Raw genomic sequence first — 20,272 nt, 5'->3', positions numbered from 1 at the left:
TCGGGCCCGGTCAAGCCCCCGGTGCCTCGGGCGGCGGGGTCCGCGCCCCGGGCAGCCGGACGACCGCCACCGTGCCGCCGCCCTGCGCGGGGTGCACCGCGACGGTGCCGCCGAGCTGCTGCACCGTACGGGCCACGATCGACAGGCCGAGGCCCGAGCCGGGCAGACTGCGGGCGGAGGCCGAACGCCAGAAGCGCTCGAAGACGTGCGGCAGGTCCTCGGGCGGGATGCCGGGGCCGTGGTCCCTGACCGTCAGCTCGCCGTCGTGCAGGTCCACCTCGACCGTGCCGGCCGGCGGGCTGAACTTCACGGCGTTGTCCAGGAGGTTGATCACCGCCCGTTCCAGGGCGGACGGCTCGGCCCGCAGGTACCAGGGCGCCAGCTCGGCGGTGATCTTCAGATCGGGGCCGGTGCGCCGCCGGGCCCGCTCCAGCGCGGCCTCCACGACCTCGTGGAACGCCACGGTCTGCGAGGGCGCGCCGCCGTGCGCCACGTCCGGGCGGGACAGCTCCTGCAGATCGCCGATCAGCGCCGCCAGTTCGCCCATCTGCGCCTTCACCGACAGCATCAGCTCCCGGCGGTCCTCGGGGGGCAGCTCCCGGCCGGTCAGCTCGCTGCGTTCCAGCAGCTCGATGTTGGTGCGCAGGGAGGTGAGCGGGGTGCGCAGCTCGTGACCGGCGTCCGCGATCAGCTGCTGCTGCAGCTCGCGGGAGGAGGACAGCGCGGCCGTCATGGAGTTGAAGGAGGCCGACAGCCGGGCGATCTCGTCGCGGCCCTCGACCGGGATGCGGACGCTCAGGTCCTCGGTGCGCGCGACGTGCTCCACGGTGTCGGTGAGCCGGTCGACCGGCTTCAGGCCCGCGCGGGCCACCCCGAGGCCGGCCGCGCTCGCGCCGAGCACCCCTATGCCGCTGACCGCCAGGAGGACCAGGGCGAGGGTGTTCAGCGGGCCGGTCACCTCGCTGAGCGGCAGCGCGGTGGAGATGGCGACCGGCACCTTCTGGTCGCGGGACGTGATGGTGGCCTGCTGCGTCAGGACCCGCATCTCGGTGCCGTCGGCCGCGGTCACGGTCTGCAGCGACTTCGGGCTCTCCCGCCGCAGGACGGCCAGATCGGCCTTGGTCACCGGGAGCGTCTGGTCGCCGAGCACCCAGCACGACGTGCCGTTGACGGTGACGAGCTGCATGGACGCGCGGTACGGATTGGCGACGACCCGCCAGTCGTCGGTGTTGCTGTCCGGCTCGCTCAGGCAGCCGCGCAGCCGCAGCACCTCCGTGGCCGCGTGTCCCCCTCCGGTCGAGGCGTCGTGCAGCGAGTCGTCCAGACGCTGGTTCAGCTGAGCTCGCACGATGAACCAACAGGCCAGCGCGCACCCGGCCACGGCGACCGCCACGGCGGCCGCGGTGAGGATCGCCAGCCGGGAGCGCAGTGGCAGGGAACGGAAGCGCGGGATGCGCGGCATCAGCCCTTGCCCTCCGCGGAGCGCAGCACGTAGCCGACGCCTCGCACGGTGTGGACCAGCCGGGGCATGCCGCCGGCCTCGGTCTTGCGCCGCAGGTACATCACGTACACGTCCAGGGAGTTGGAGCTCGGCTCGAAGTCGAAGCCCCAGACCGCCTTGAGGATCTGCTCGCGGGTGAGCACCTGGCGCGGGTGCGCGAGGAACATCTCCAGCAGGGTGTACTCGGTGCGGGTCAGCTCGACCGGCACGCCGGCTCGGGTGACCTCGCGGGTCGAGGTGTCCATCCGCAGGTCGGCGAAGGACAGCGCGCTCTCCTCGGCGGTGTCGGCGCCCGGCACCGCCGCGTACGCGCTGCGTCGCAGCAGCGCCCGCAGCCGGGCCAGCAGTTCGTCCAGCTCGAAGGGCTTGACGAGGTAGTCGTCGGCGCCCGCGTCGAGACCGGTGACCCGGTCGCCGACCGTGTCGCGGGCGGTGAGCATGAGGATCGGGGTGGTGGTGCCGCCGGACCGGAGCCTGCGGGCGGCGGTGAGGCCGTCCATGCGCGGCATGAGGACGTCGAGGACGATCGCGTCGGGCCGGTAGGAGGCGACCTGGTCCAGGGCGGCCAGGCCGTCCTCCGCCAGCTCGGTCTGGTATCCCTCGAAGGCGAGGCTGCGCCGGAGTGCTTCGCGGACCGCGGGCTCGTCGTCCACGATCAGGATGCGGGCGGGGGCCTCGTCGTTCTCGCCGGGGCTCATGGTCTTCCACCTCGCGGGATGAGGGTCGGGGCGGCGGGTGCCGCCGGGGCGTGCGGCGGGGTGCTCCGGTTCTTAGCCTCGCACGGCGGCGAGGCGGTGGGCCGCAATCGCCCGGCGGGCGTAGCGGCGCGCGTACCGGCGGGTGGTCGCGATCTCGGGCTCGCGGGCGGCCGGCTCCCGGTAGGGGATCAGCGCGCGGTCGGCGGGGCCGGACGGGACGGTCGCGGGGTGGAGGGAGGTGCTGAGGAAGACGTTCATGGTGGCCACATCCCTTCGATGCGGTGCGGTCAGCTGTCGCTGCCGCCGTTGCGCAGGGTGTCGAGGTCTGCCTTGAGGGTGTTGACCGGGATGGCGAAGCCGAGACCGACGCTGCCCGCCTGGCCGGAGGAGGAGGAAGCGGCGGAGTACATGGCCGAGTTGATGCCGATGATCTCGCCGCTCATGTTGATCAGGGCACCACCGGAGTTGCCGGGGTTGAGCGAGGCGTCGGTCTGGATCGCCTTGTACGTGGTCGTGGACGACCCGACGTCGCCGTTGTACTGGCCGCCGCCGAACTCGAACGGCCACCGGCCGGGCCCGCCGCCGGGCCGCTGCCCCTGGCTCTGGCCGGTGGAGACGGTGACGTCGCGATCGAGCGCGGAGACGATGCCGCTGGTGACGGTGCCGGTCAGGCCCTCGGGGGAGCCGATGGCGACGACCTGGTCGCCGACCGTGACCCGGCTGGAGTCGCCCAGTGACGCGACCGGCAGGCCGCTCACGCCCTCGGCCTTCACCAGCGCGAGGTCCTTGCCGCCGTCGGTGCCGACGACGCTGCCGGTGACCGTCTTGCCGGAGCTGAAGGTCACCTTGACCGAGTCGGCCCCGGAGACGACGTGGTTGTTGGTGACGATCTCACCGTCGCCGGTGACGACCACACCCGAACCGGTCGACTCCCCGGCGCCGGACGTCGCGCTGATCTCCACGATGCTCGGGCTGACGGCGGCGGCCACGGTCGCGACGCCGGTGTTGCCCGAACTGCTGGTGCCGATCACCTTCGTCGAGGTGCCCGCCGCGGCCGGCGCGGTGGTCGCCCGCCCCACCAGGGCGGCCGTCCCGCCGCCGATCAGCGCGGACACCAGCGCCACGGAGGCGACCAGTGCCACCGGGCGGCGCGTACGGGGCTGGGCCTGCGCCTGCGCCGCCGGCTGGGGGTGCGAGGCGTAGGGCGCCGGGTTGCCGTACGAAAGGTGCGGCTCGTACGGCGGCCGGGGCGGGTACCCGCCGGCGCCGTGGGACTGCTGCGGCTGCTGCGGGTCGTGGGCGTCGTTGCGACGGGCGTCTTCGTTCATGCCTATGACTGTGCTCACCGAACATGAGAGCTTCCTGAGCACGGCCTGAGAACCGGGGCAGAGTTCCGTATGCCCGATATAAAGAACGAACCCGCAGGTCAGGGCCGAGGCTTACACGGCCCGTAGCCAGGTCGCCGGCCGCGGCGGGCGGGAGCCGCCCGCCGTGGCCGGCGCGGTGGTCAGTGGCAGCCGCAGCTGCGCCGCACGACCAGCCGGGACGGGAACTGCCGCAGCCGCTCGCGCCGCGAGCCGGAGACCCGCAGCCCGTCGTCCAGCACCAGGTCCACCGCCGCACGGGCCATCGCCTCGCGGTCCGAGGCCACCGTGGTCAGCGGCGGGTCGGTGAGCGCCGCCTCCTTGACGTCGTCGAAGCCGGCCACGGCCAGCTCGCCGGGCACGTCGATCCGCAGTTCGCGGGCCGCCCGCAGTACGCCGATGGCCTGGTCGTCGGTGGCGCAGACGATCGCGGTCGGCCGGTCGGGGTGGGACAGCAGTTCGAGGCCCACCTGGTAGGCGTCGTAGCGGTTGTACGGGGTGGAGAACAGGCGCCCCTCGACCGAGCGGCCGGCCTCGTGCATCGCCCGGCGCCAGCCCTCGACGTGGTCGGTGACGGGGTCGCCGGACTTCGGGGTGGCCTCGGTGCCGCCGAGGCAGGCCACGTACTCGTGCCCGTGCTCCAGCAGATGCCGGGTGGCGAGCTGGGCGCCGCCGACGTCGTCCGTCACGACCGCGACGTCGTCGATCGCCTCGGGCCGCCGGTGCATCAGCACGACCCGCGCGTCCCAGGCGTCTATCTCCAGCGCGGCGTGCTCGCTGAGGCCCTGGCTGATGAGGATCAGCCCGGAGACGCGCATACCGAGGAAGGCGCGCAGGTAGTGCACCTCGCGCTCGTCGAGGTAGTCCGAGTTGCCGACCAGCACCATCTTGCCGCGCTCGGCGGCCGCCCTCTCGACGGCGTGCGCCATCTCCGCGAAGAACGGCTGCCGGGCGTCCGGCACGATCAGCCCTATGAGGTCCGTGCGGCGGCTCGCCATAGCCTGGGCCACCCGGTCGGGGCGGTAGCCCAGTTGCTTGATCGCCGCGAGCACGCGCTCGCGGGTGGCCGGTGCGACCGGCCGGGGTCCGTTGTTGATGACGTAGCTGACGACTGCGGTCGAGGTCCCCGCAAGCCTTGCCACATCGTCACGCGTCACCTTTGCCACGGGCCGAGTCTACGCGGGTACACCCGTGCATCCCACCGTCTGTCCACAGGCGTGACCACCGTGTGATCAGCCGTTCCCGGAGGTGGTCACGGCCGCCCCCTCCGCCGGTGCCTGCCCGCTCCGCGCGGCCTCCGTCTCCTCCGCCGCCGGCCGGTCGCCCTTCTCCGGGGTGACGAAGCGGTAGCCGACGTTGCGGACGGTGCCGATCAGTGACTCGTGCTCGGGCCCGAGCTTGGCGCGCAGGCGCCGTACGTGCACGTCGACGGTGCGCGTGCCGCCGAAGTAGTCGTAGCCCCAGACCTCCTGCAGCAGCTGGGCGCGGGTGAAGACCCGGCCCGGGTGCTGCGCGAGGTACTTCAGCAGCTCGAACTCCTTGAAGGTCAGGTCCAGGACCCTGCCCTTGAGCTTCGCGCTGTACGTGGCCTCGTCCACCGACAGGTCGCCGTTGCGGATCTCCATCGGGCTGTCGTCGACGCCGATCTGCTGGCGGCCCATCGCCAGCCGCAGCCGCGCCTCGACCTCGGCGGGCCCCGCGGTGTCCAGCAGGACGTCGTCGATGCCCCAGTCCGCGGTGACGGCCGCGAGGCCGCCCTCGGTGACCACCAGGACCAGCGGGCAGCCGGGCCCGGTGGAGCGCAGCAGCTGGCACAGCGAGCGGACCTGCGGCAGGTCGCGGCGTCCGTCGACGAGGATCACGTCGGCGCCGGGGGTGTCCACCAGGGCGGGCCCCTCGGCCGGGGCCACCCGTACGTTGTGCAGCAGCAGCCCCAGCGCGGGGAGCACCTCGGTGGAGGGCTGGAGCGCGTTCGTCAGGAGGAGGAGAGAGCTCACAGGCCGCTCCCGTCGTTCATCGTCCGGTCATGCGTGTTCCGCTTGCCCATTGCGACCCTCCTCGGTCCTGCGAGGACGTTTGCGTGCGCCGACAGGTGCGCTCCGGTCGCCCGGAAAGCACGAAAGGACCCGGGGGCGACGCTGCCCGGATCCTCTTGACCAAAGAGAATAGCCCACATGGAGTCCCTGAGTGAGCCCGCCGTCGTGCGTTCGCGCGTTCCGTCGATCGTCTCCGGTGGGATGCGGGCCGTGCTGACGGCCGAGGACCGGGTGCCGATCGACGCCGCCTACCTGCCCGGATCGACGCCCGGAGGGCTCGCGATCGTGGTCGCGCACGGCTTCACCGGCGCCCTGGAGCGGCCGGCCGTGCGCCGCGCGGCGGAGATCTTCGCCGGCGCGGCCGGCGTCGGCGGTGTGGTGACCTTCTCCTTCCGGGGCCACGGCCGCTCGGGCGGGCGCTCCACGGTCGGCGACCGCGAGGTTCTGGACCTGGACGCGGCGGTGCGCTGGGCGCGGCGGCTCGGCCACCCCGCGGTGGCCTCGGTGGGCTTCTCCATGGGCGGCTCCGTCGTTCTGCGGCACGCGGGGCGCAAACCGGCGCACGAGGGGGCGCACGTTGATGCAGTCGTCTCAGTGAGTGCGCCCGCGCGCTGGTACTACCGCGGTACGGCGCCGATGCGCCGGGTGCACTGGGCGATCACCCAGCCCGTGGGACGCCTGGTCTCCCGGGGACTGCTGCACACCCGCATCCACGACAAGGACTGGGACCCCGTGCCCGTGCCACCCGTCGAGGCCGTGCGGTCCATCGCGCCCACCCCGCTGCTCGTCGTGCACGGCGACCGCGACGGCTACTTCCCGCTCGACCACCCGCTCTCCCTCGCCGACGCCGCGGGCGGCGCGGCCGAACTCTGGATCGAGCCCGGATTCGGCCACGCCGAGAACGCCGCGGCGCCCGACCTCCTGCGCCGCATCGCCGGGTGGACGACCGAACGGGCCCGCCCCGCCGGCGCACCCGCCTGACGCCGGGACCCCGCACCACCGGGCCCGGCCGCCGCGCGCCGCCCGCGCTGCGCCATCATGGACCGCGGCAGGACCCGCACGGGCGAACGGAAGGACCGCTATGGCGGCACACGGAACCATCCGGTACTGGGCAGCGGCCAAGGCCGCCGCCGGCGCAGCGGAGGAGCCGTACCGGGAGGGCACCCTCGCCGAGGCGCTGGACGCGGCGCGCGAGCGCCACGCGTCCCGCCCCGAGTTCGCCCGCGTACTGGCGAACTGTTCGTTCCTGGTCGACGGCAACCCCGTCGGCACCCGGGACCACGCCGGGGTCCGGTTGGCGGACGGCGGCACCGTCGAGGTGCTCCCGCCGTTCGCGGGAGGATGAGCACGTGACCGACAACCACGACTGGTACGACCGCGGCGCCGGCCCGATGCCGGCCCCCGACACCACCGCCGTCCTTCCGCCCGTGGACGGCGCTCCGGAGCCGCCCCCCGGCGGCGGCCGCGCCGCCCGGCGCCGCCAGGCGTCCCGCACCGGCTCGCCGATCATCGCCCCCGGCATGCAGCCCGCCCTCGTCACGGCCGCGCTGGCGCTGCTGCTGGCCGGCGGGGCGCTGCTGGGCCGGCCCGCGCTCGCCGCGGCGGGCGTGGTGCTGCAGGCGGTCACCGCGGCCGGCTGGTTCCGGCTGAACGGCATGTGGCCGGCCCGGCAGGGCATCGTGCTGGCCTTCCTGGCGGGTGTCACCGCCGAGGCCGCCGTGCTGGTCGACGGGGTGGACAACGCCCCGGCGGTGATCATCGGCACCCTCGGCGTCTGGCTGCTGCTCGTCCTCGTCCTGCAACTGCGCCACCGCGGCAGCCCCGAGGAACGGCTCTCGTCGCTGACCGCGACCTCCGCCTCGACGCTCATCACGATCCTGGCCACCGGCTTCCTGGCGACCACGGCCGACCCGCGGGGCACCGACGCCGTCGTGACCGCGGTGATCGCCGTCGCCGTGGCGACGCTCGCCCGGGCGATCCCGCTGCCCGGCGTGGTCTCGGTCCTGGTCGCGCTCGCCGCCGCAACGGGCAGCGGCATCGCCCTCGGGCAGCTGGAGACCTCCGACGCGGCGCTGGTCGCGCTGGCCGCCGGGGTCTGCGCGCTGATCGGCCTCCGGGTGGCCAGCTACGACTTCCCGTCCCGGTTCGTCCACTTCACCGCGGGTGTGGCCCTGCCGCTGACCGCCGCGGCCCCGGCCGTGTACGTGATGGCCCGGGCACTGCTGGGCTGAGACGCACTAGGGTCGGTCCGAACACCGACTCGGGGGTTGACTGATGCGTGCTGTCCGGATCCTGCTCGTCCTCGTCGTGGTCCTCGGCGCCCTGTTCGTCGCGGCGGACCGGATCGCCGTGCACTTCGCGGAGTCCGAGGCGGCGGACCGGGCGCAACAGACGCTCGGGCTGACCTCGCCACCCGGGATCGACATCAAGGGCTTCCCGTTCCTCACACAGGTGCTGGCCGAGAAGCTGGACGACGTCGAGGTGACCGCGGACGGCGTGCAGGCCACCGGCACCGGCGGCCAGACGCTGCGCGTCGCCCGCTTCCAGGCCGATCTGCACGGGGTGAGCCTGGGCAGCGGCTTCAGCAGCGCGGTCGCCGACACGGCCGAGGGCACCGCCCTCGTCAGCTACGAAGACCTCGCCAAGGCCGCTCCGAGCGGTGTGACCATCGGCTACGGGGGCGCCTCGGAGAACGGCAAGGGCCGGGTCAAGGTGGGGGTGGAGGTCTCCACGCCGGTCGGCACGGTCAAGCGCAGCGTGGTGAGCGAGGTCGGCGTGGCGGGCAAGGGCGGCATCAAGCTGACCGCGGGCAAGATACCGGGACTGGAGTCGCTGCCCCCGGTCGTGGAGGACCTGATCCGCGAGCGGATCGACTTCACCCGCGCCCTGTCGGGCCTGCCGGAGGGCATCGAGCTCAGCTCGGTGACCGCGACCGCCGACGGCATCAGCGTCGCGGCGACCGGCACCAAGGTCGTTCTCGCCCAGTGAGACAGGGGCGTCCGCTCCGCAGTCGATGCGCGGGAGCCGGGGCGCCGGTCTGACGGCGGACTCCCCGGTACCCACTGTTCGTCTCGAAGTACGGACAATCTTTTCTCGTTATGCGGACCGGCGGTGACATCGGCCGGTCCCCTTCCCTACGATCGAGCCCATGAAGCGACAGGCGGACCTCACGAAGCGGCGGGCAGTCGACCTGTGCCGTGTCGCCGCCATGCTCTGTCGCGTCCCCTAGGGGCCCCGCGCCGTCTTCCGGCGCCGCACGCCGCCCCGTCCTTCCCCGCGCAAACGCCGTGACGCGCCCGTGCAGCGCAGCCGGCACCCGTGCGCACCCGTCCGTGCGCCGAGACATCCGCAACTGCCCCGGAGGAGACAGCAATGAGCCGCAGTGACGTCCTGGTGGACGCCGACTGGGTCCAGGCCCGGATCGACGACCCGAAGGTGGTCATCGTCGAGGTCGACGAGGACACGTCGGCGTACGACAAGAACCACATCAAGAACGCCGTCCGGATCGACTGGAAGCAGGACCTCCAGGACCCGGTGCGCCGTGACTTCGTCGACCAGGCCGGCTTCGAGAAGCTCCTGTCGGAGAAGGGCATCGGCAACGACGACACCGTCGTCCTCTACGGCGGCAACAACAACTGGTTCGCGTCCTACGCGTACTGGTACTTCAAGCTCTACGGCCACCAGGACGTCAAGCTCCTCGACGGCGGCCGCAAGAAGTGGGAGCTGGACTCCCGCGACCTCGTCGACGGTTCCGAGGTCCCGGCCCGCCCGGCCACCGAGTACAAGGCCAAGGCCCAGGACGTCTCGATCCGCGCCTTCCGCGACGACGTCGTGGCCGCCATCGGCAACCTCAACCTGGTCGACGTCCGCTCGCCCGACGAGTTCTCCGGCAAGCTGCTCGCCCCGGCCCACCTCCCGCAGGAGCAGTCCCAGCGCCCGGGCCACGTCCCGACCGCCCGGAACATCCCGTGGTCGAAGTCGGCCAACGACGACGGCACCTTCAAGTCGGACGACGAGCTGAAGGAGCTGTACGAGGGCGAGGGCGTGGACCTGGCCAAGGACACCATCGCCTACTGCCGCATCGGCGAGCGCTCCGCGCACAGCTGGTTCGTGCTGCACGAGCTGCTCGGCCAGCCCAACGTCAAGAACTACGACGGTTCCTGGACCGAGTACGGCTCCCTCGTCGGCGTGCCGATCGAGCTCGGCGCAGCCAAGTAAGCCCCCGAGACCCCGACCCGGAGGAATCAGCACCATGTGTGGAGCGAAGGCAGGCGGCCCGGACCTGGCCGGCATCGACGTGGCGACCGAGACGATCATCCAGGGTTCCGTGACCCGCGACGGCGAGCCGGTGACCGGTTACGTCCGGCTGCTGGACGGCGGCGGCGAGTTCACGGCCGAGGTGCCGACCTCGGCGACCGGCCAGTTCCGCTTCTTCGCCGCTCCCGGTTCGTGGACGCTGCGCGCCCTCGTACCGGGCGCGACGGTGGACCGTGCCGTCGTGGCCCAGCGGGGCGACCTCACCGAGGTCGCCATCGCCGTCTGACCCGACGGCCGCCCGTACGCGAAGGGCCGCATTTCCACCGGGCCACCGAGTGGGAGTGCGGCCCTTCGGGTCGTACGGTGGAAGGGTGTCCACGAGGCGTCGTCGTCGCTGGTATTACGCCATGATGGGCAGTTGCGTTCTGCTCTTCGTCCTGGCGTGGAGTCTCGTGCGCCTGTGGTCGGTGCCGGTGGCCGTCGGGATGTGCGTGGTGGCCATGGTCATCCCGCCGATCGCCGCCGTCGTCGCCAACCGCAGGGGCCCGGACGAGCGCTGGTGGGACGAGACCGGAGACCCGACCTCCGACGAGTGGTGGCGCGAGCTGGACCGCCGCGACGACCACCGCGACCAGCACTGACGCCCGGGGGAGACCCGTCCGAGTCCCCCTGCGGCGGGCCCTCGTCGGACGCTCAGTAGACGAGCGCCTGCGTTCCGTCGGTCATGGCCTCGCTGACGAAGACCTGAGCACCGGCGATCCGCACGCCCTCCAGGACGTCCTTCTCCGTGATGTCCCGGCGCGCCGCGCACTGCGTGCACAGCGTGATCCGCCCGCCCGCAAGGATCCCCTCGATCAGCTCGGGCAGCGGCGCCGCGTGCGGCAGCTCGAACTCCGCGGCCCGTCCCGGCAGCGCGAACCACGAGGACTCGCCGGTCAGCCAGAGCGACACCTCCACGCCGCTGGCGACCGCCACCGCCGCCACCGTGAACGCCTGGGAGCAGCGTTCGGGAGCGTCCGCACCTGCGGTTACCTTGATCACGAGCTTCTTCGCCATGGGCCATACCCTAAGCTGGGCCGTCTCACAGGAAAAACATTGAGAGCGTTTGCCGACGCTCGGCATAATGCGTTCGCCGCGTGGGCGCGATCAGCGCGCCGACCGCGGATTTCTGCCCGGGGGGGCTTGTGGAAGCGCGTACCGATTCGCGTACCGGCGTGGTGATCGCCTCGATCGTCGGACTTGTTGTGCTCGCGACATTGACCGCGGGGGCCGTCGTGGCGTTCGGCTCCTCGTCCTCGTCGCCGTCCGCGTCCGGGCTCCCCGGCGTGGCCGCACCGAGCAGTGCCGCTCCGGGGACGAGCGACCCGGCATCGCCGTCACCGGCGCAGTCCCCGAGTCCCGCCGCGACGGCCGCGCCCTCGCCCACCCGGACCCTCAAGGGCACCGTGGACGGCGGCAGGCACCGCGGCGACCTTCGCTACTTCCTGCTCGCCCCGCCGGCGGACGCCGAGATCTACGGGGACGAGGAGGGCACGGAGCTCTCCCGCTCCGAGGTCGCGGACTCCGCCGACGTGAAGCAGGCCCTGGCCACGCACGGCTTCAAGGCGGCGGCCCAGCGGACCTACCTCACCGGTGACGGCGACTACGAGGTCTCCGCGCAGCTCGTCCGCTTCGCGAGCGAGAGCTCCGCCACCGCGTACTACAACGACTTCTACTACCAGGGCACCCGGATCAACCTGCCCTCGTCGGGCAGCCCCGCCAAGGCCTACCGGCTGTCGTCCTCCTCCGCGGAGAGCACCGGCTCGGTGATCGTCCTGTCCCATCAGGGCGACGTGCACATCACCCTCTCCGTCACCGGGGCGAAGACCCCCGGCAAGGACCTGCTCGCCCGGCTCCTCGACAAGCAGTACCGGCGTCTGAGGACCGGCCGCTGAGCCGCACGGCACACCGGACGTACGGACCGTCCCGCCCGCCGTCCGCACCCACCCACGAACAATCCAGTGGAGAACCCCTTGTCCCAGGACACCCCCGTCCAGGAACAGGTCGCCCCTGTTCCGGACGGGCCCCCCGTCCGCCCGCCGCGCAGACGCGGCCGGACCACCCTGCTGATCGCCTGCGCGGCGGTCCTCGGCGTCCTCGCGGGCGCCGGCGCCGGCTACCAGATCCAGTACGACCGTCCCGAGACCCCGCTCCCGCCGCTGGCCCAGCACAAGCTCGTGCAGCCCAAGGGCGCCGCCCCCGCGGCGAAGCCGCTGACGGCCGCCGAGGACACCCTGGTCACGTACGACGGGGACCTGCGCAAGCTGCTGCTGAAGCGGCCGAAGGGCGCCAAGGACTGGACCGTTCCGTACGGAGACGACGGCTGGGTCTCGCTCTACGACTACGCCGACACCTTCAAGGACCCGGGCTGGATCTTCACGGACCTCCTCAACGGCGACTTCAGGCGGCTGGCCGCGGCGACGTGGAAGACCGGTTCGGGTTCGTCCACTACGACGACCGAGATCCGCCTGGTGCAGTTCCGCGACGAGTACATGGCGGTCACACCCCTGGAGCTTGAAGGCCAGCAGGAGTACATGCCGACCAAGAAGTACGCGGGCTACGGGGGCTCCGCCATCCCGGGCACGCGCGACGGCAGGGTCTGGGTCTACTCCGAGAAGAAGGCCGGCTACCTGCCGGTCCACATGGCACGCGCCCTGGCCCGCAAGGGCAACGTCATGATCGACATATGGATGTCCTCGGGACGGCCTATCAGCGAGTCCACGATCAAGGCTGTGGCCAAGCGGCAGTGGGAGCGCATGTGAACGACGAGACGATCCCTCCCGCGGTGACCGAGCAGGCACCGGCGGAGCCGCCGACGCCGACGCCGGCGGAGCCGGCCGGTGAGCCGACCGTCGCGGGCGCGAGCGGGACGGCGCCCGGACCCGAGACCGCTGACACGCAGGCGGCCGCCCTCGCCCCGGCCGGGGAGGAGAACGCCCCGGCGCCCCGCAGGAGCCGTCGCGGCGTCGCCCTGGGGACGGCCGCCGCACTGGTCGCCGTCATCGCGGGCGGCGGTATCGGCTTCACCGTCCTCCAGCACCAGAAGGACGACGCGAAGCAGGCGGGCACGCAGACCTGGAAGGCCCCCGAGCCCAAGAAGACCAGCGAGTACGGCACCAGGTCCGGCGGCAGCCACTACGGCGCTCTCGGCAAGCTGCTGCTCCCGGTGCCCGACGACTACTCCCCGGGGCCGGACATCGCCGAGTTCGGCAACGACGCCGAGCTCTCGGCCGAGCGGGCCGAGGAACTGATGCGCGGCGACCTGGACGGCGTGCCGAAGAAGCAGCGCGACATGGTCCGCAAGGCGGTCGCCCGGCTCCACATCCAGGGCATGGGCATGCGCACCTACCGCGAGGACCAGTCGAGGTTCTTCGTCGAGACCCAGATCGTCCAGATGAAGAACAAGCGCTCAGCGAAGGCCGACACCGAGTTCTTCACCGCCTTCACCAAGGCCCTCGGCGTCTTCCGCAACGGCCCGAAGATCGCGGGTCACGACAAGGCGCGCTGCGTCCTGCCGCCGAAGGAGCCAGGCCAGAAGCTCGACAGCATGGTGTGCCAGGCCACCGAGGGCGATCTGCTGATCCGCATGTCGGTGACCGGCACGTCGCCGTTGCGGAAGACCGAGGCGGCCGACCTGCTCAAGCAGCAGCTCGACCGCGTGCAGGACCCGGGAGAGGCCGCATGACCGAGCAGACCCAGAGCGACGACGTGAAGAAGATCCCGGCGCAGTCCGCGGCCCCGGCGGAGGAGACCCTCACGGACTCTCGTCCCGCGGCAGCCCCGTCGCAGGACGACGTGCCGGACCCCGTCGCCGCGGACGTCGCGCCGGCGGGGGCCGGCCCGGCTGAGCCCGCGCAGACCCCGTCGGACGGGGCCGCGACGGAGCCCGCGGGCACCCCGGCGGAGACCGTTGGGCCTGCCGCCGCGGATGCCGCGGAGCTCACGGAGCCCGCGGAGGCCGCGGAGGCCGTCGCGGAGCCGGTGCCCGCCGAGGCCACCCCCGCCGAGTCCGTGACGCCCGGCCCGCGCAAGCGCCTGCGCGACCGGCGGGGCCTGCGCGCCGCCGTGCGCTGGACCGCTGCCGTCGTGGTGTTCGCGGCCCTCGGTGGCGCCGCGGCGTACGCCGTCACGCAGCCCGAGCGGACCGAGATCCCGGGTCTGGAGACCCCGGACGACGGCCGCTGGACGTACCCCGCGCTGAAGTTGCCCAAGCTGCCCGCCGGACAGCCCGGTGCCATGAACAGGGACAACCCGGCGGGGCGGCACTACGCCGACCTGCGGACGCTCCTGCTCCCCGTCCCCGCCGGTGCGAAGAGGGACACGTCGTTCCCGGACCGCGGCGGCTGGCTGCCGACGGCCGACTTCGTGGAGATCTATCCCGAGGACGTCCGCAAGAAGTTCCGCGCGGCGCTGGACGACAACACGCTCCGGCACATCGCGGCACGGGCCTGGACCATGCCCGACGGCACCCGCACCGAGATCTACCTCGTCCAGTTCGCCACCGAGCCGTACACGACCCGGGTCAGGAACGAGCTGATCGTCCCCGCCGCCTTCGCGCAGGCCGCCCACCCGCAGACGGACACCACCTGGAGCGACGACGACTCGGCCGTTCCCAAGGGGGAGATGGTCTCGCCGTACAACGAGGCCGCGCCGCGCGGTGCCACGCACCTGCGCGCCGCGTACATCACCGCGGGCGACACCCTCGCCGTGGTCCACATGGAGAAGGCCGGCACCCAGCCCGCGGTCCCGTTCCACCAGACCGTGCTGCTCCAGGCACAGCTGCTCGGCTGACCCGGGCCGCCGGCGGGGCGGGACACCGGTGCGGGCGCGGCGCGCGGACCTCGCGCGGCCGCGCCCGTACCCGCCCACTAGACTCGTACCCGGCCCCACCGGGCCGCCGACCGTCCGCGCCTGCCCGAGGAGCACACTCGTGAGCCCCATCGAGTTCTTCTTCGACACCCTGCTCGTCCTGGTCTGCCTGGGCGTCATCGCGTTCTCCGCTCTGGCTGTGAAGAAGCTCTACCAGGGACAGCGCTGAACATGATCGAGATCCCCTCCGACCTGCATCCCGACCTCGTCCCCCTCGCCTTCCTCCTGGGCACCTGGGAGGGCGCGGGCGTCTTCGACTTCCCGGGCGCCGAGAAGTGCAACTTCGGGCAGGAAGTGATCTTCAGCCACGACGGCCGGTCGTTCCTGGAGTACACCTCCAAGACCTGGGTGCTGGACGCCGAGGGCAAGCCGGTGAAGCCACTGGAGAGCGAGTCCGGCTTCTGGCGCATCGACAAGGACCGCAAGGTCGAGATCACCATGACCCGCGACGACGGCGTCATCGAGATCTGGTACGGCGAGCTCGCCGAGGCCAAGCCGCAGATCGACCTCGTCACCGACGCCGTGGCCCGGCTCGGCGACGCGCCCCCGTACAGCGGCGGCAAGCGCCTGTACGGCTACGTCAAGAGCGACCTGATGTGGGTCGGCGAGAAGGCCACCCCCGAGGTGCCGCTGCGCCCCTACATGTCGGCGCACCTGAAGAAGGTCGTCAACCCGAGCGAGTGGGCGAAGGACCTCAAGGACCTCCCCGACGACGGCATCGCCTTCTTCCGCTGAGCCGTCCGCCCGGCCCGCCGCCGAGCGGGCCCCGCGGCCCCGTACGGCTGCGCGAGGGGGATCACGACTCCGTGATCCCCCTTTTCCCTGCCTAGACTGTCCTCGTGGTCACCACGGACTGGAAGAGCGATCTGAGGCAGCGCGGCTACCGGCTGACGCCGCAGCGGCAGCTTGTCCTGGAGGCTGTGGACGCGCTGGAGCACGCGACTCCCGACGACATCCTGACCGAGGTGCGCAAGACCGCCTCCGGCATCAACATCTCCACGGTCTACCGCACCCTGGAACTCCTCGAGGAGCTGGGCCTGGTCAGCCACGCCCACCTCGGGCACGGCGCCCCCACCTACCACCTCGCGGACCGGCACCACCACATGCACCTGGTGTGCCGGGACTGCGAGTCGGTCATCGAGGCCGACGTGTCCGTCGCCGAGCCGCTGACCGCGCGGCTGCGCGAGACGTACGGCTTCGAGACCGACATGAAGCACTTCGCGATCTTCGGTCGCTGCGCGGACTGCGTGGGGAAGCCCCGAACGCCTGAGGGTTCAAGTAACCGGACGTAGGGTGGTGGGCATGCAGCGCCAAACAACGACCAGTCCCCTGCTGTCGCTCCCCGGTGCCGTCCCCGCGGAAGGCCCCGACGAGGGAGTCGCCGCGCACTACGGAGACCTCTTCCGCGAGCAGCGCGCACTCGCGGACGGCAAGGGATTCGTCGACCTCTCCCACCGGGGCGTCGTCGCCGTCACCGGCCAGGACCGCCTCGCGTGGCTCCACCTGCTGCTGACCCAGCACGTCAGCGACCTTCCGCCCGGCCAGGCCACGGAGGCGCTGATCCTCTCCGCGCACGGCCACATCGAGCACGCTCTCTACCTCGTCGACGACGGCACGACCACCTGGATGCACGTCGAGCCCGGCACGCAGGGCGAGCTCATCGCGTACCTGGAGAGCATGAAGTTCTTCTACCAGGTCGACGTCTCGGACCGGACCGGCGAGTACGCCGTCGTGCACCTGCCCGCCGGCAGCATCGCCGCCGTCCCCGGCGACTGGCCGGTGCGCGAGGTCCCGTACGGCCGCGACGTGTTCGTGCCGCGCGGCGAACTGGAGGACCTCGCGGGGCAGGTCGGCACCCCCGTCGGCGTGCTCGCCCTGGAGGCGCTGCGGATCGAGGCGCACCGGCCGCGGGTCGGCCTGGAGACCGACCACCGCACCATCCCGCACGAGCTGGGCTGGCTGGACACCGCCGTCCACCTCGACAAGGGCTGCTACCGAGGCCAGGAGACCGTCGCCCGGGTGCACAACCTCGGCCGGCCGCCGCGCCGCCTGGTCTTCCTCCACCTCGACGGCAGCGAGGTCAAGCTGCCCGGCCACGGCACCCCCGTACGGCTCGCCGCCGACGGGCCGGACGGGCGCCCGGTCGGCACCGTCACCTCCTCCGCCCGGCACTGGGAGCTCGGCCCGATCGCCCTCGCGGTGATCAAGCGCAACACGCCCGTGGACGCCGCGCTGCTGGCGGACGGGACGGCGGCGAGCCAGGAGACCGTCGTCGAGCCGTAGGCGCCCTACATATCCAGCACGACCGTGAACGGGCCGTCGTTCGTGAGCGAGACCTTCATCTCCGCTCCGAACCGGCCCGTCTCCACGTGCGCGCCCAGCGACCGCAGTTGCGCCACGACCTCGTCGACCAGCGGCTCGGCGACCGGGCCGGGCGCCGCCGCGTTCCAGGTGGGGCGGCGCCCCTTGCGGGCGTCACCGTAGAGGGTGAACTGGGAGATCACGAGCAGCGGCGCGGCGATGTCCGAGCAGGACTTCTCCCCGGGCAGGATGCGCAGCCCCCACAGCTTCCGGGCCAGTTGGGCCGCCTTCTCCTCCGTGTCGTCGTGCGTCACCCCCACCAGCACGCACAGGCCGGGACCGGCGATCTCCCCGACCGTCTCGCCGTCCACCACGACACTCGCTTCGCTCACCCGCTGGGCCACCGCACGCATGCCGTCATTGTCCCGGCTGGGCGGGGGCGCGCGGCACCCGGGCCGTACGCCCGCTTGGACTCACGTACAACTGTCCGGAGCCGCCGTTCGGGTGCAGGTGCCTGCGCGACGCAGCTACTCGGTGGCACGATCGATATCTGCCCGACGTGGGGGACGAGGGGACGGACAGCGATGAAGCACAGCATCACGACCGGCACGGCGGAAGGCGATCGCATGCTCAAGGCACCGGGCCCGCGCTCCCCGCTCACCGCCGGCACCCCCCAGCCCGACTTCGCCGGCCTGACCCTCGAAGGACTGCGCACCGCGCGCCGTGAGGCCCAGCTGGAGGAGGCCGACCTCTCCTACCTGCGGCGGCTCCTCCAGGGCCGGATCGACATCCTCCGCGCCGAACTCGCGCGGCGCACCGCCCCGGACGCCCCCGTGCTCGACCGGCTCTCCGAGATCCTCACGGACACCCCGTCCCGGCACCGCTCCTCCGCCCGCCACGTCACCCTGGGCACCCCGCACAGCGAGCGCTACCGGCAGCTCGCCGAGGAGATGCTCGCCGAGGTCCAGCTCTCCGACCTCGAGGCCCGCACCGACCAGGAACTCCACGACGCGATGGGCCGGCTGGTCCGCAACGAGCAGCAGGTCTCGCGCTGCCGGCAGTCCCTGCAGCGGACGGTCGACGGCTGCAGCACCGAGATCGCCCGCCGCTACCGCGAAGGCGAGGCCCGGGTCGACGACCTGCTGGCGGGCGACTGACGTCAGCGTCGCGAAAACGGGATGCGGCCGGGGTGGGCGTCCGCCTACCGTGCGGGACATGAGCCTTGAGGTCCGTACGATCGGCGACTCCGACTTCCCCGGCTGGCTGCGCGCCGCGAAGATCGGCTTTCACCGGCCCCCGTCGGTGACCGAGGAGGAGATCGCACTCCGCCGCCCCCAGACGGACCTGGACCGCACCCAGGGCGCCTTCGACGAGGGCCGCTGTGTGGCCACGTTCCGCAGCATGCCCCGCGAACTCACCGTGCCCGGCGGCGCGGTGCTGCCCGCCTCGGCGATCACCAATGTCACCGTCACCGCCACGCACCGCCGACGCGGCCTGGCCTCCCGCATGATGGCCGCGGAACTCGACGCCTCCGTGCGACGCGGCGAACCGGTCGCGATCCTCGTCGCGGCGGAGTACCGGATCTACGGCCGCTTCGGTTTCGGGCCGGCCGCCGGGGTCACCGAGTGGGAGGTCGACACCGCGCGCGCCGGCCGCCCCCAGGGAGCGCCGTCAGGCAGCGGACGCGTCGACGTCGCGGACCCGTCCGAGGTCCTCAAGCTCGGGCCCCAGCTCCACGACCGGGTGCGGCTGCGGCATCCCGGCGCGATCAACCGCACCGAGCGCAACTGGGAGTACGCCACCGGGACGGTGATCAACCCCTCCTTCCCCTGGAAGGAGCCGACCTTCGTGCTCTACCGCGACGCCTCCGGACGCGTGGACGGCCTGGCCGCGTACACGGCCGAGGACACCTGGCACGGGATGTTCCCGAAGGTCCCGCTCACCGTGCGGGAGTTGATCGCCGCCACCCCCGAGGCGGAGCGCGCGCTGTGGCGCTACCTGCTCGCCATGGACTGGGTCGCCACCGTACGCACCGGCTTCCGCGGCCAGGACGACGTCCTGCCGCTGCTGCTGGACGACCCGCGCGCGGCTCACGTCCACTCCACCAGCGACTTCCTGTGGCTGCGCCTTCTCGATGTGCCGCGAGCGCTGGCGGCCCGTACGTACGCGGCCCCGGGCACCGTCGTCCTCGACGTCACCGACCCCGACGGGTACGCCGCCGGCCGCTTCCGCCTCGAAGCCGCCGTTGACGGCACCGCCACCGCCGGGGCGGCCCCCTCCGCCGCCCCGGACATCTCCCTCACCGCGGCCGCCCTCGCCTCCCTGTACCTCGGCGACGAGTCGGCGGCCCGCCTGACCGTCACGGGCGGCGTCACGGAATCCCGCCCGGGCGGCGCGGCCCGCGTCGACGCGCTGTTCCGTACGGCGCGCAAGCCCTGGCCGATCGACACGTTCTAGTCGTCGCTAGTGGTGTCCGTACGACACCAGCACCAGGAGGACGAGTACCCCGCCGACGCACATCGCGTAGCTGGAACGCGCCCTGTGCCCGGCGGCCACCAGCAGCACGCCCACGGCCATCAACGGGCCGTACCGCCAGGCCAGGTACTGCTCCAGCAGCGCCGCCATCACATGGCTCCACAACATGATCACACTCCTCCTCTCTGCTGAGTTCAGCGACAGCCGCGGCACGAATCGAAGCTACGTACGGAATTTGGTGCCTTCCACTGGTCAGCAGTGGCGGCCTGTCCGGAGCTGGGCAAGGGGCCTCGCTCAACTGCGCCGTCACGTTGGGCACATGTGTGCAGCCGTGGCTTCTTGACCGTGCAACCGTGACGGGTGAAGAGGAGGGCGCACTGTCTACTGGGCGACGAGCAGAGCGAGCACCACGAGCCCAAGACAGGTGAGAGTTGTCTTCCTGGTGCGGTGGCCGATGGTGACCACCCCGAGCGCTACTGCGCCGGCTGCTCCGTACCGCCACTGGATGAGTTGTTCGAGCGCGAAGGCACACAGAGCTAGTGCGGGCATGTGTGGGCCCCTTCCCTGAGCCACCACCCGCGGCTCACGCCGGCACGTCGTCGGACCGCCGGAGCCGGGGACCTCCCCGTTGCATCAACATGCTCAACTCCGCATAGAATTGGCTTAGTTGACTGATAGGCCTCACTTGAGGTGTTCCATTTGATTGCGATCGACAAACTTGATGCATCCAAT

General features: G+C 72.2%; 27 protein-coding genes. 17 read left to right on the top strand and 10 right to left on the bottom strand.

What is annotated here, in order from left to right; all coding sequences use genetic code 11:
* Positions 1–10: 10 nt before the first annotated feature.
* The 6 genes from B085_RS0116445 to B085_RS0116420 form a co-directional block, all read right to left on the bottom strand.
* Complete coding sequence (locus B085_RS0116445; protein WP_018559661.1) at positions 11–1,462, bottom strand: sensor histidine kinase; 1,452 nt, start codon at positions 1,460–1,462, stop codon at positions 11–13.
* Entirely contained in the window at positions 1,462–2,199 is a 738-nt protein-coding gene (locus B085_RS0116440) for a response regulator transcription factor (protein ID WP_018559660.1), read from the bottom strand. The genes B085_RS0116445 and B085_RS0116440 overlap by 1 nt, the downstream gene beginning before the upstream one ends.
* Before the next feature lie 72 nt (positions 2,200–2,271).
* The gene (locus tag B085_RS0116435) at positions 2,272–2,457 is read right to left on the bottom strand and encodes a hypothetical protein (protein WP_089227694.1); all 186 of its coding nucleotides are present in this window, start codon (positions 2,455–2,457) and stop codon (positions 2,272–2,274) included.
* 29 nt (positions 2,458–2,486) lie between these two features.
* Positions 2,487–3,527, bottom strand: a complete 1,041-nt coding sequence (locus B085_RS0116430) for a S1C family serine protease (RefSeq protein ID WP_018559658.1) — start codon at positions 3,525–3,527, stop codon at positions 2,487–2,489.
* 179 nt (positions 3,528–3,706) lie between these two features.
* Positions 3,707–4,729, bottom strand: coding sequence for a LacI family DNA-binding transcriptional regulator (locus B085_RS0116425; RefSeq protein WP_026251096.1), 1,023 nt, complete (start codon positions 4,727–4,729; stop codon positions 3,707–3,709).
* A 66-nt stretch (positions 4,730–4,795) separates the two neighbouring features.
* The gene (locus B085_RS0116420) at positions 4,796–5,560 is read right to left on the bottom strand and encodes a response regulator transcription factor (RefSeq protein WP_018559656.1); all 765 of its coding nucleotides are present in this window, start codon (positions 5,558–5,560) and stop codon (positions 4,796–4,798) included.
* A 177-nt stretch (positions 5,561–5,737) separates the two neighbouring features.
* Between B085_RS0116420 and B085_RS0116415 the strand changes: the two genes are divergently transcribed.
* From B085_RS0116415 to B085_RS48165, 8 genes are all read left to right on the top strand, one after another.
* Positions 5,738–6,580, top strand: a complete 843-nt coding sequence (locus B085_RS0116415; protein ID WP_018559655.1) for an alpha/beta fold hydrolase — start codon at positions 5,738–5,740, stop codon at positions 6,578–6,580.
* A gap of 100 nt (positions 6,581–6,680) precedes the next feature.
* Positions 6,681–6,944 (top strand): MoaD/ThiS family protein, encoded by a 264-nt coding sequence (locus B085_RS0116410; RefSeq protein WP_018559654.1) that lies wholly within the window; start codon positions 6,681–6,683, stop codon positions 6,942–6,944.
* A 4-nt stretch (positions 6,945–6,948) separates the two neighbouring features.
* Positions 6,949–7,830 (top strand): hypothetical protein, encoded by an 882-nt coding sequence (locus B085_RS49335; RefSeq protein WP_018559653.1) that lies wholly within the window; start codon positions 6,949–6,951, stop codon positions 7,828–7,830.
* Between the two features lie 43 nt (positions 7,831–7,873).
* Positions 7,874–8,587 (top strand): DUF2993 domain-containing protein, encoded by a 714-nt coding sequence (locus B085_RS0116400; protein WP_018559652.1) that lies wholly within the window; start codon positions 7,874–7,876, stop codon positions 8,585–8,587.
* Between the two features lie 160 nt (positions 8,588–8,747).
* A complete protein-coding gene (locus B085_RS51930) occupies positions 8,748–8,828 on the top strand; it encodes a putative leader peptide (RefSeq protein WP_354797803.1) in 81 nt (26 codons plus the stop codon).
* Between the two features lie 143 nt (positions 8,829–8,971).
* Positions 8,972–9,817: a sulfurtransferase gene (locus B085_RS0116395; RefSeq protein WP_018559651.1), complete on the top strand. Its 846-nt coding sequence runs from the start codon at positions 8,972–8,974 to the stop codon at positions 9,815–9,817.
* 34 nt (positions 9,818–9,851) lie between these two features.
* Entirely contained in the window at positions 9,852–10,142 is a 291-nt protein-coding gene (locus B085_RS0116390) for a DUF1416 domain-containing protein (RefSeq protein ID WP_018559650.1), read from the top strand.
* A 121-nt stretch (positions 10,143–10,263) separates the two neighbouring features.
* Positions 10,264–10,497 carry a hypothetical protein gene (locus B085_RS48165; RefSeq protein ID WP_018559649.1) on the top strand — a complete coding sequence of 78 codons (234 nt, stop codon included), beginning with the start codon at positions 10,264–10,266 and terminating at the stop codon, positions 10,495–10,497.
* Between the two features lie 52 nt (positions 10,498–10,549).
* On the opposite strand, the gene B085_RS0116380 is transcribed toward B085_RS48165, so the two are convergent.
* On the bottom strand, positions 10,550–10,912 hold the full coding sequence (locus B085_RS0116380) for a DsrE family protein (protein WP_018559648.1): 363 nt from the start codon (positions 10,910–10,912) through the stop codon (positions 10,550–10,552).
* Between the two features lie 158 nt (positions 10,913–11,070).
* Between B085_RS0116380 and B085_RS0116370 the strand changes: the two genes are divergently transcribed.
* The 7 genes from B085_RS0116370 (at position 11,071) to B085_RS0116335 (ending at position 17,047) form a co-directional block, all read left to right on the top strand.
* Positions 11,071–11,790 carry a hypothetical protein gene (locus tag B085_RS0116370; protein WP_158689753.1) on the top strand — a complete coding sequence of 240 codons (720 nt, stop codon included), beginning with the start codon at positions 11,071–11,073 and terminating at the stop codon, positions 11,788–11,790.
* Between the two features lie 78 nt (positions 11,791–11,868).
* Positions 11,869–12,657 (top strand): hypothetical protein, encoded by a 789-nt coding sequence (locus B085_RS42665; protein WP_063741036.1) that lies wholly within the window; start codon positions 11,869–11,871, stop codon positions 12,655–12,657.
* Positions 12,654–13,580 carry a hypothetical protein gene (locus tag B085_RS42660; protein WP_018559644.1) on the top strand — a complete coding sequence of 309 codons (927 nt, stop codon included), beginning with the start codon at positions 12,654–12,656 and terminating at the stop codon, positions 13,578–13,580. The genes B085_RS42665 and B085_RS42660 overlap by 4 nt, the downstream gene beginning before the upstream one ends.
* On the top strand, positions 13,577–14,686 hold the full coding sequence (locus B085_RS0116355) for a hypothetical protein (RefSeq protein ID WP_018559643.1): 1,110 nt from the start codon (positions 13,577–13,579) through the stop codon (positions 14,684–14,686). Before B085_RS42660 ends, B085_RS0116355 begins: the two co-directional genes overlap by 4 nt.
* A 249-nt stretch (positions 14,687–14,935) precedes the next feature.
* Positions 14,936–15,499 carry an FABP family protein gene (locus B085_RS0116345; RefSeq protein ID WP_018559641.1) on the top strand — a complete coding sequence of 188 codons (564 nt, stop codon included), beginning with the start codon at positions 14,936–14,938 and terminating at the stop codon, positions 15,497–15,499.
* Positions 15,500–15,603: 104 nt separating this feature from the next.
* Positions 15,604–16,056, top strand: a complete 453-nt coding sequence (locus B085_RS0116340) for a Fur family transcriptional regulator (protein ID WP_018559640.1) — start codon at positions 15,604–15,606, stop codon at positions 16,054–16,056.
* Positions 16,057–16,066: 10 nt separating this feature from the next.
* Complete coding sequence (locus B085_RS0116335) at positions 16,067–17,047, top strand: YgfZ/GcvT domain-containing protein (protein WP_026251093.1); 981 nt, start codon at positions 16,067–16,069, stop codon at positions 17,045–17,047.
* 5 nt (positions 17,048–17,052) lie between these two features.
* Here the strand turns inward: B085_RS0116335 and dtd are convergent, their stop codons facing one another.
* Positions 17,053–17,478, bottom strand: a complete 426-nt coding sequence (gene dtd, locus B085_RS0116330; protein ID WP_018559638.1) for a D-aminoacyl-tRNA deacylase — start codon at positions 17,476–17,478, stop codon at positions 17,053–17,055.
* Between the two features lie 213 nt (positions 17,479–17,691).
* On the opposite strand from dtd, the gene B085_RS0116325 reads away from it, so the two are divergent.
* Together B085_RS0116325 and B085_RS0116320 are read left to right on the top strand one after the other, a co-directional pair.
* The gene (locus tag B085_RS0116325; RefSeq protein WP_037731813.1) at positions 17,692–18,222 is read left to right on the top strand and encodes a hypothetical protein; all 531 of its coding nucleotides are present in this window, start codon (positions 17,692–17,694) and stop codon (positions 18,220–18,222) included.
* 58 nt (positions 18,223–18,280) lie between these two features.
* Positions 18,281–19,522 (top strand): GNAT family N-acetyltransferase, encoded by a 1,242-nt coding sequence (locus B085_RS0116320; protein WP_018559636.1) that lies wholly within the window; start codon positions 18,281–18,283, stop codon positions 19,520–19,522.
* A gap of 6 nt (positions 19,523–19,528) precedes the next feature.
* Here the strand turns inward: B085_RS0116320 and B085_RS0116315 are convergent, their stop codons facing one another.
* Positions 19,529–19,708, bottom strand: a complete 180-nt coding sequence (locus tag B085_RS0116315) for a hypothetical protein (protein WP_158689752.1) — start codon at positions 19,706–19,708, stop codon at positions 19,529–19,531.
* Positions 19,709–19,921: 213 nt separating this feature from the next.
* Positions 19,922–20,089, bottom strand: a complete 168-nt coding sequence (locus B085_RS50055; RefSeq protein WP_018559634.1) for a hypothetical protein — start codon at positions 20,087–20,089, stop codon at positions 19,922–19,924.
* Between the last annotated feature and the right edge of the window lie 183 nt (positions 20,090–20,272).

The sequence above is a fragment of the Streptomyces sp. BoleA5 genome (assembly GCF_000373665.1).
In the GTDB taxonomy this organism is placed as follows: Bacteria; Actinomycetota; Actinomycetes; order Streptomycetales; family Streptomycetaceae; genus Actinacidiphila.
Note: the sequence above shows the minus strand (reverse complement) of the source record. Positions and strands in the feature narration are given on the sequence as shown.

Bases quoted from the DNA above. Each gene is read 5' to 3' on its own strand.
- B085_RS0116400 (WP_018559652.1), top strand. From the start codon at position 7,874: ATGCGTGCTGTCCGGATCCTGCTCGTCCTCGTCGTGGTCCTCGGCGCC.
- B085_RS0116320 (WP_018559636.1), top strand. From the start codon at position 18,281: ATGAGCCTTGAGGTCCGTACGATCGGCGACTCCGACTTCCCCGGCTGG.
- B085_RS0116415 (WP_018559655.1), top strand. From the start codon at position 5,738: ATGGAGTCCCTGAGTGAGCCCGCCGTCGTGCGTTCGCGCGTTCCGTCG.
- B085_RS0116435 (WP_089227694.1), bottom strand. From the start codon at position 2,457: ATGAACGTCTTCCTCAGCACCTCCCTCCACCCCGCGACCGTCCCGTCC.
- B085_RS0116445 (WP_018559661.1), bottom strand. From the start codon at position 1,462: ATGCCGCGCATCCCGCGCTTCCGTTCCCTGCCACTGCGCTCCCGGCTG.
- B085_RS0116390 (WP_018559650.1), top strand. From the start codon at position 9,852: ATGTGTGGAGCGAAGGCAGGCGGCCCGGACCTGGCCGGCATCGACGTG.
- B085_RS51930 (WP_354797803.1), top strand. From the start codon at position 8,748: ATGAAGCGACAGGCGGACCTCACGAAGCGGCGGGCAGTCGACCTGTGC.
- B085_RS0116380 (WP_018559648.1), bottom strand. From the start codon at position 10,912: ATGGCGAAGAAGCTCGTGATCAAGGTAACCGCAGGTGCGGACGCTCCC.
- B085_RS0116395 (WP_018559651.1), top strand. From the start codon at position 8,972: ATGAGCCGCAGTGACGTCCTGGTGGACGCCGACTGGGTCCAGGCCCGG.
- B085_RS0116325 (WP_037731813.1), top strand. From the start codon at position 17,692: ATGCTCAAGGCACCGGGCCCGCGCTCCCCGCTCACCGCCGGCACCCCC.
- B085_RS0116440 (WP_018559660.1), bottom strand. From the start codon at position 2,199: ATGAGCCCCGGCGAGAACGACGAGGCCCCCGCCCGCATCCTGATCGTG.
- B085_RS0116345 (WP_018559641.1), top strand. From the start codon at position 14,936: ATGATCGAGATCCCCTCCGACCTGCATCCCGACCTCGTCCCCCTCGCC.
- dtd (WP_018559638.1), bottom strand. From the start codon at position 17,478: ATGCGTGCGGTGGCCCAGCGGGTGAGCGAAGCGAGTGTCGTGGTGGAC.
- B085_RS0116335 (WP_026251093.1), top strand. From the start codon at position 16,067: ATGCAGCGCCAAACAACGACCAGTCCCCTGCTGTCGCTCCCCGGTGCC.
- B085_RS0116410 (WP_018559654.1), top strand. From the start codon at position 6,681: ATGGCGGCACACGGAACCATCCGGTACTGGGCAGCGGCCAAGGCCGCC.
- B085_RS48165 (WP_018559649.1), top strand. From the start codon at position 10,264: ATGATGGGCAGTTGCGTTCTGCTCTTCGTCCTGGCGTGGAGTCTCGTG.
- B085_RS0116355 (WP_018559643.1), top strand. From the start codon at position 13,577: ATGACCGAGCAGACCCAGAGCGACGACGTGAAGAAGATCCCGGCGCAG.
- B085_RS0116430 (WP_018559658.1), bottom strand. From the start codon at position 3,527: ATGAACGAAGACGCCCGTCGCAACGACGCCCACGACCCGCAGCAGCCG.
- B085_RS50055 (WP_018559634.1), bottom strand. From the start codon at position 20,089: ATGCCCGCACTAGCTCTGTGTGCCTTCGCGCTCGAACAACTCATCCAG.
- B085_RS0116315 (WP_158689752.1), bottom strand. From the start codon at position 19,708: ATGTTGTGGAGCCATGTGATGGCGGCGCTGCTGGAGCAGTACCTGGCC.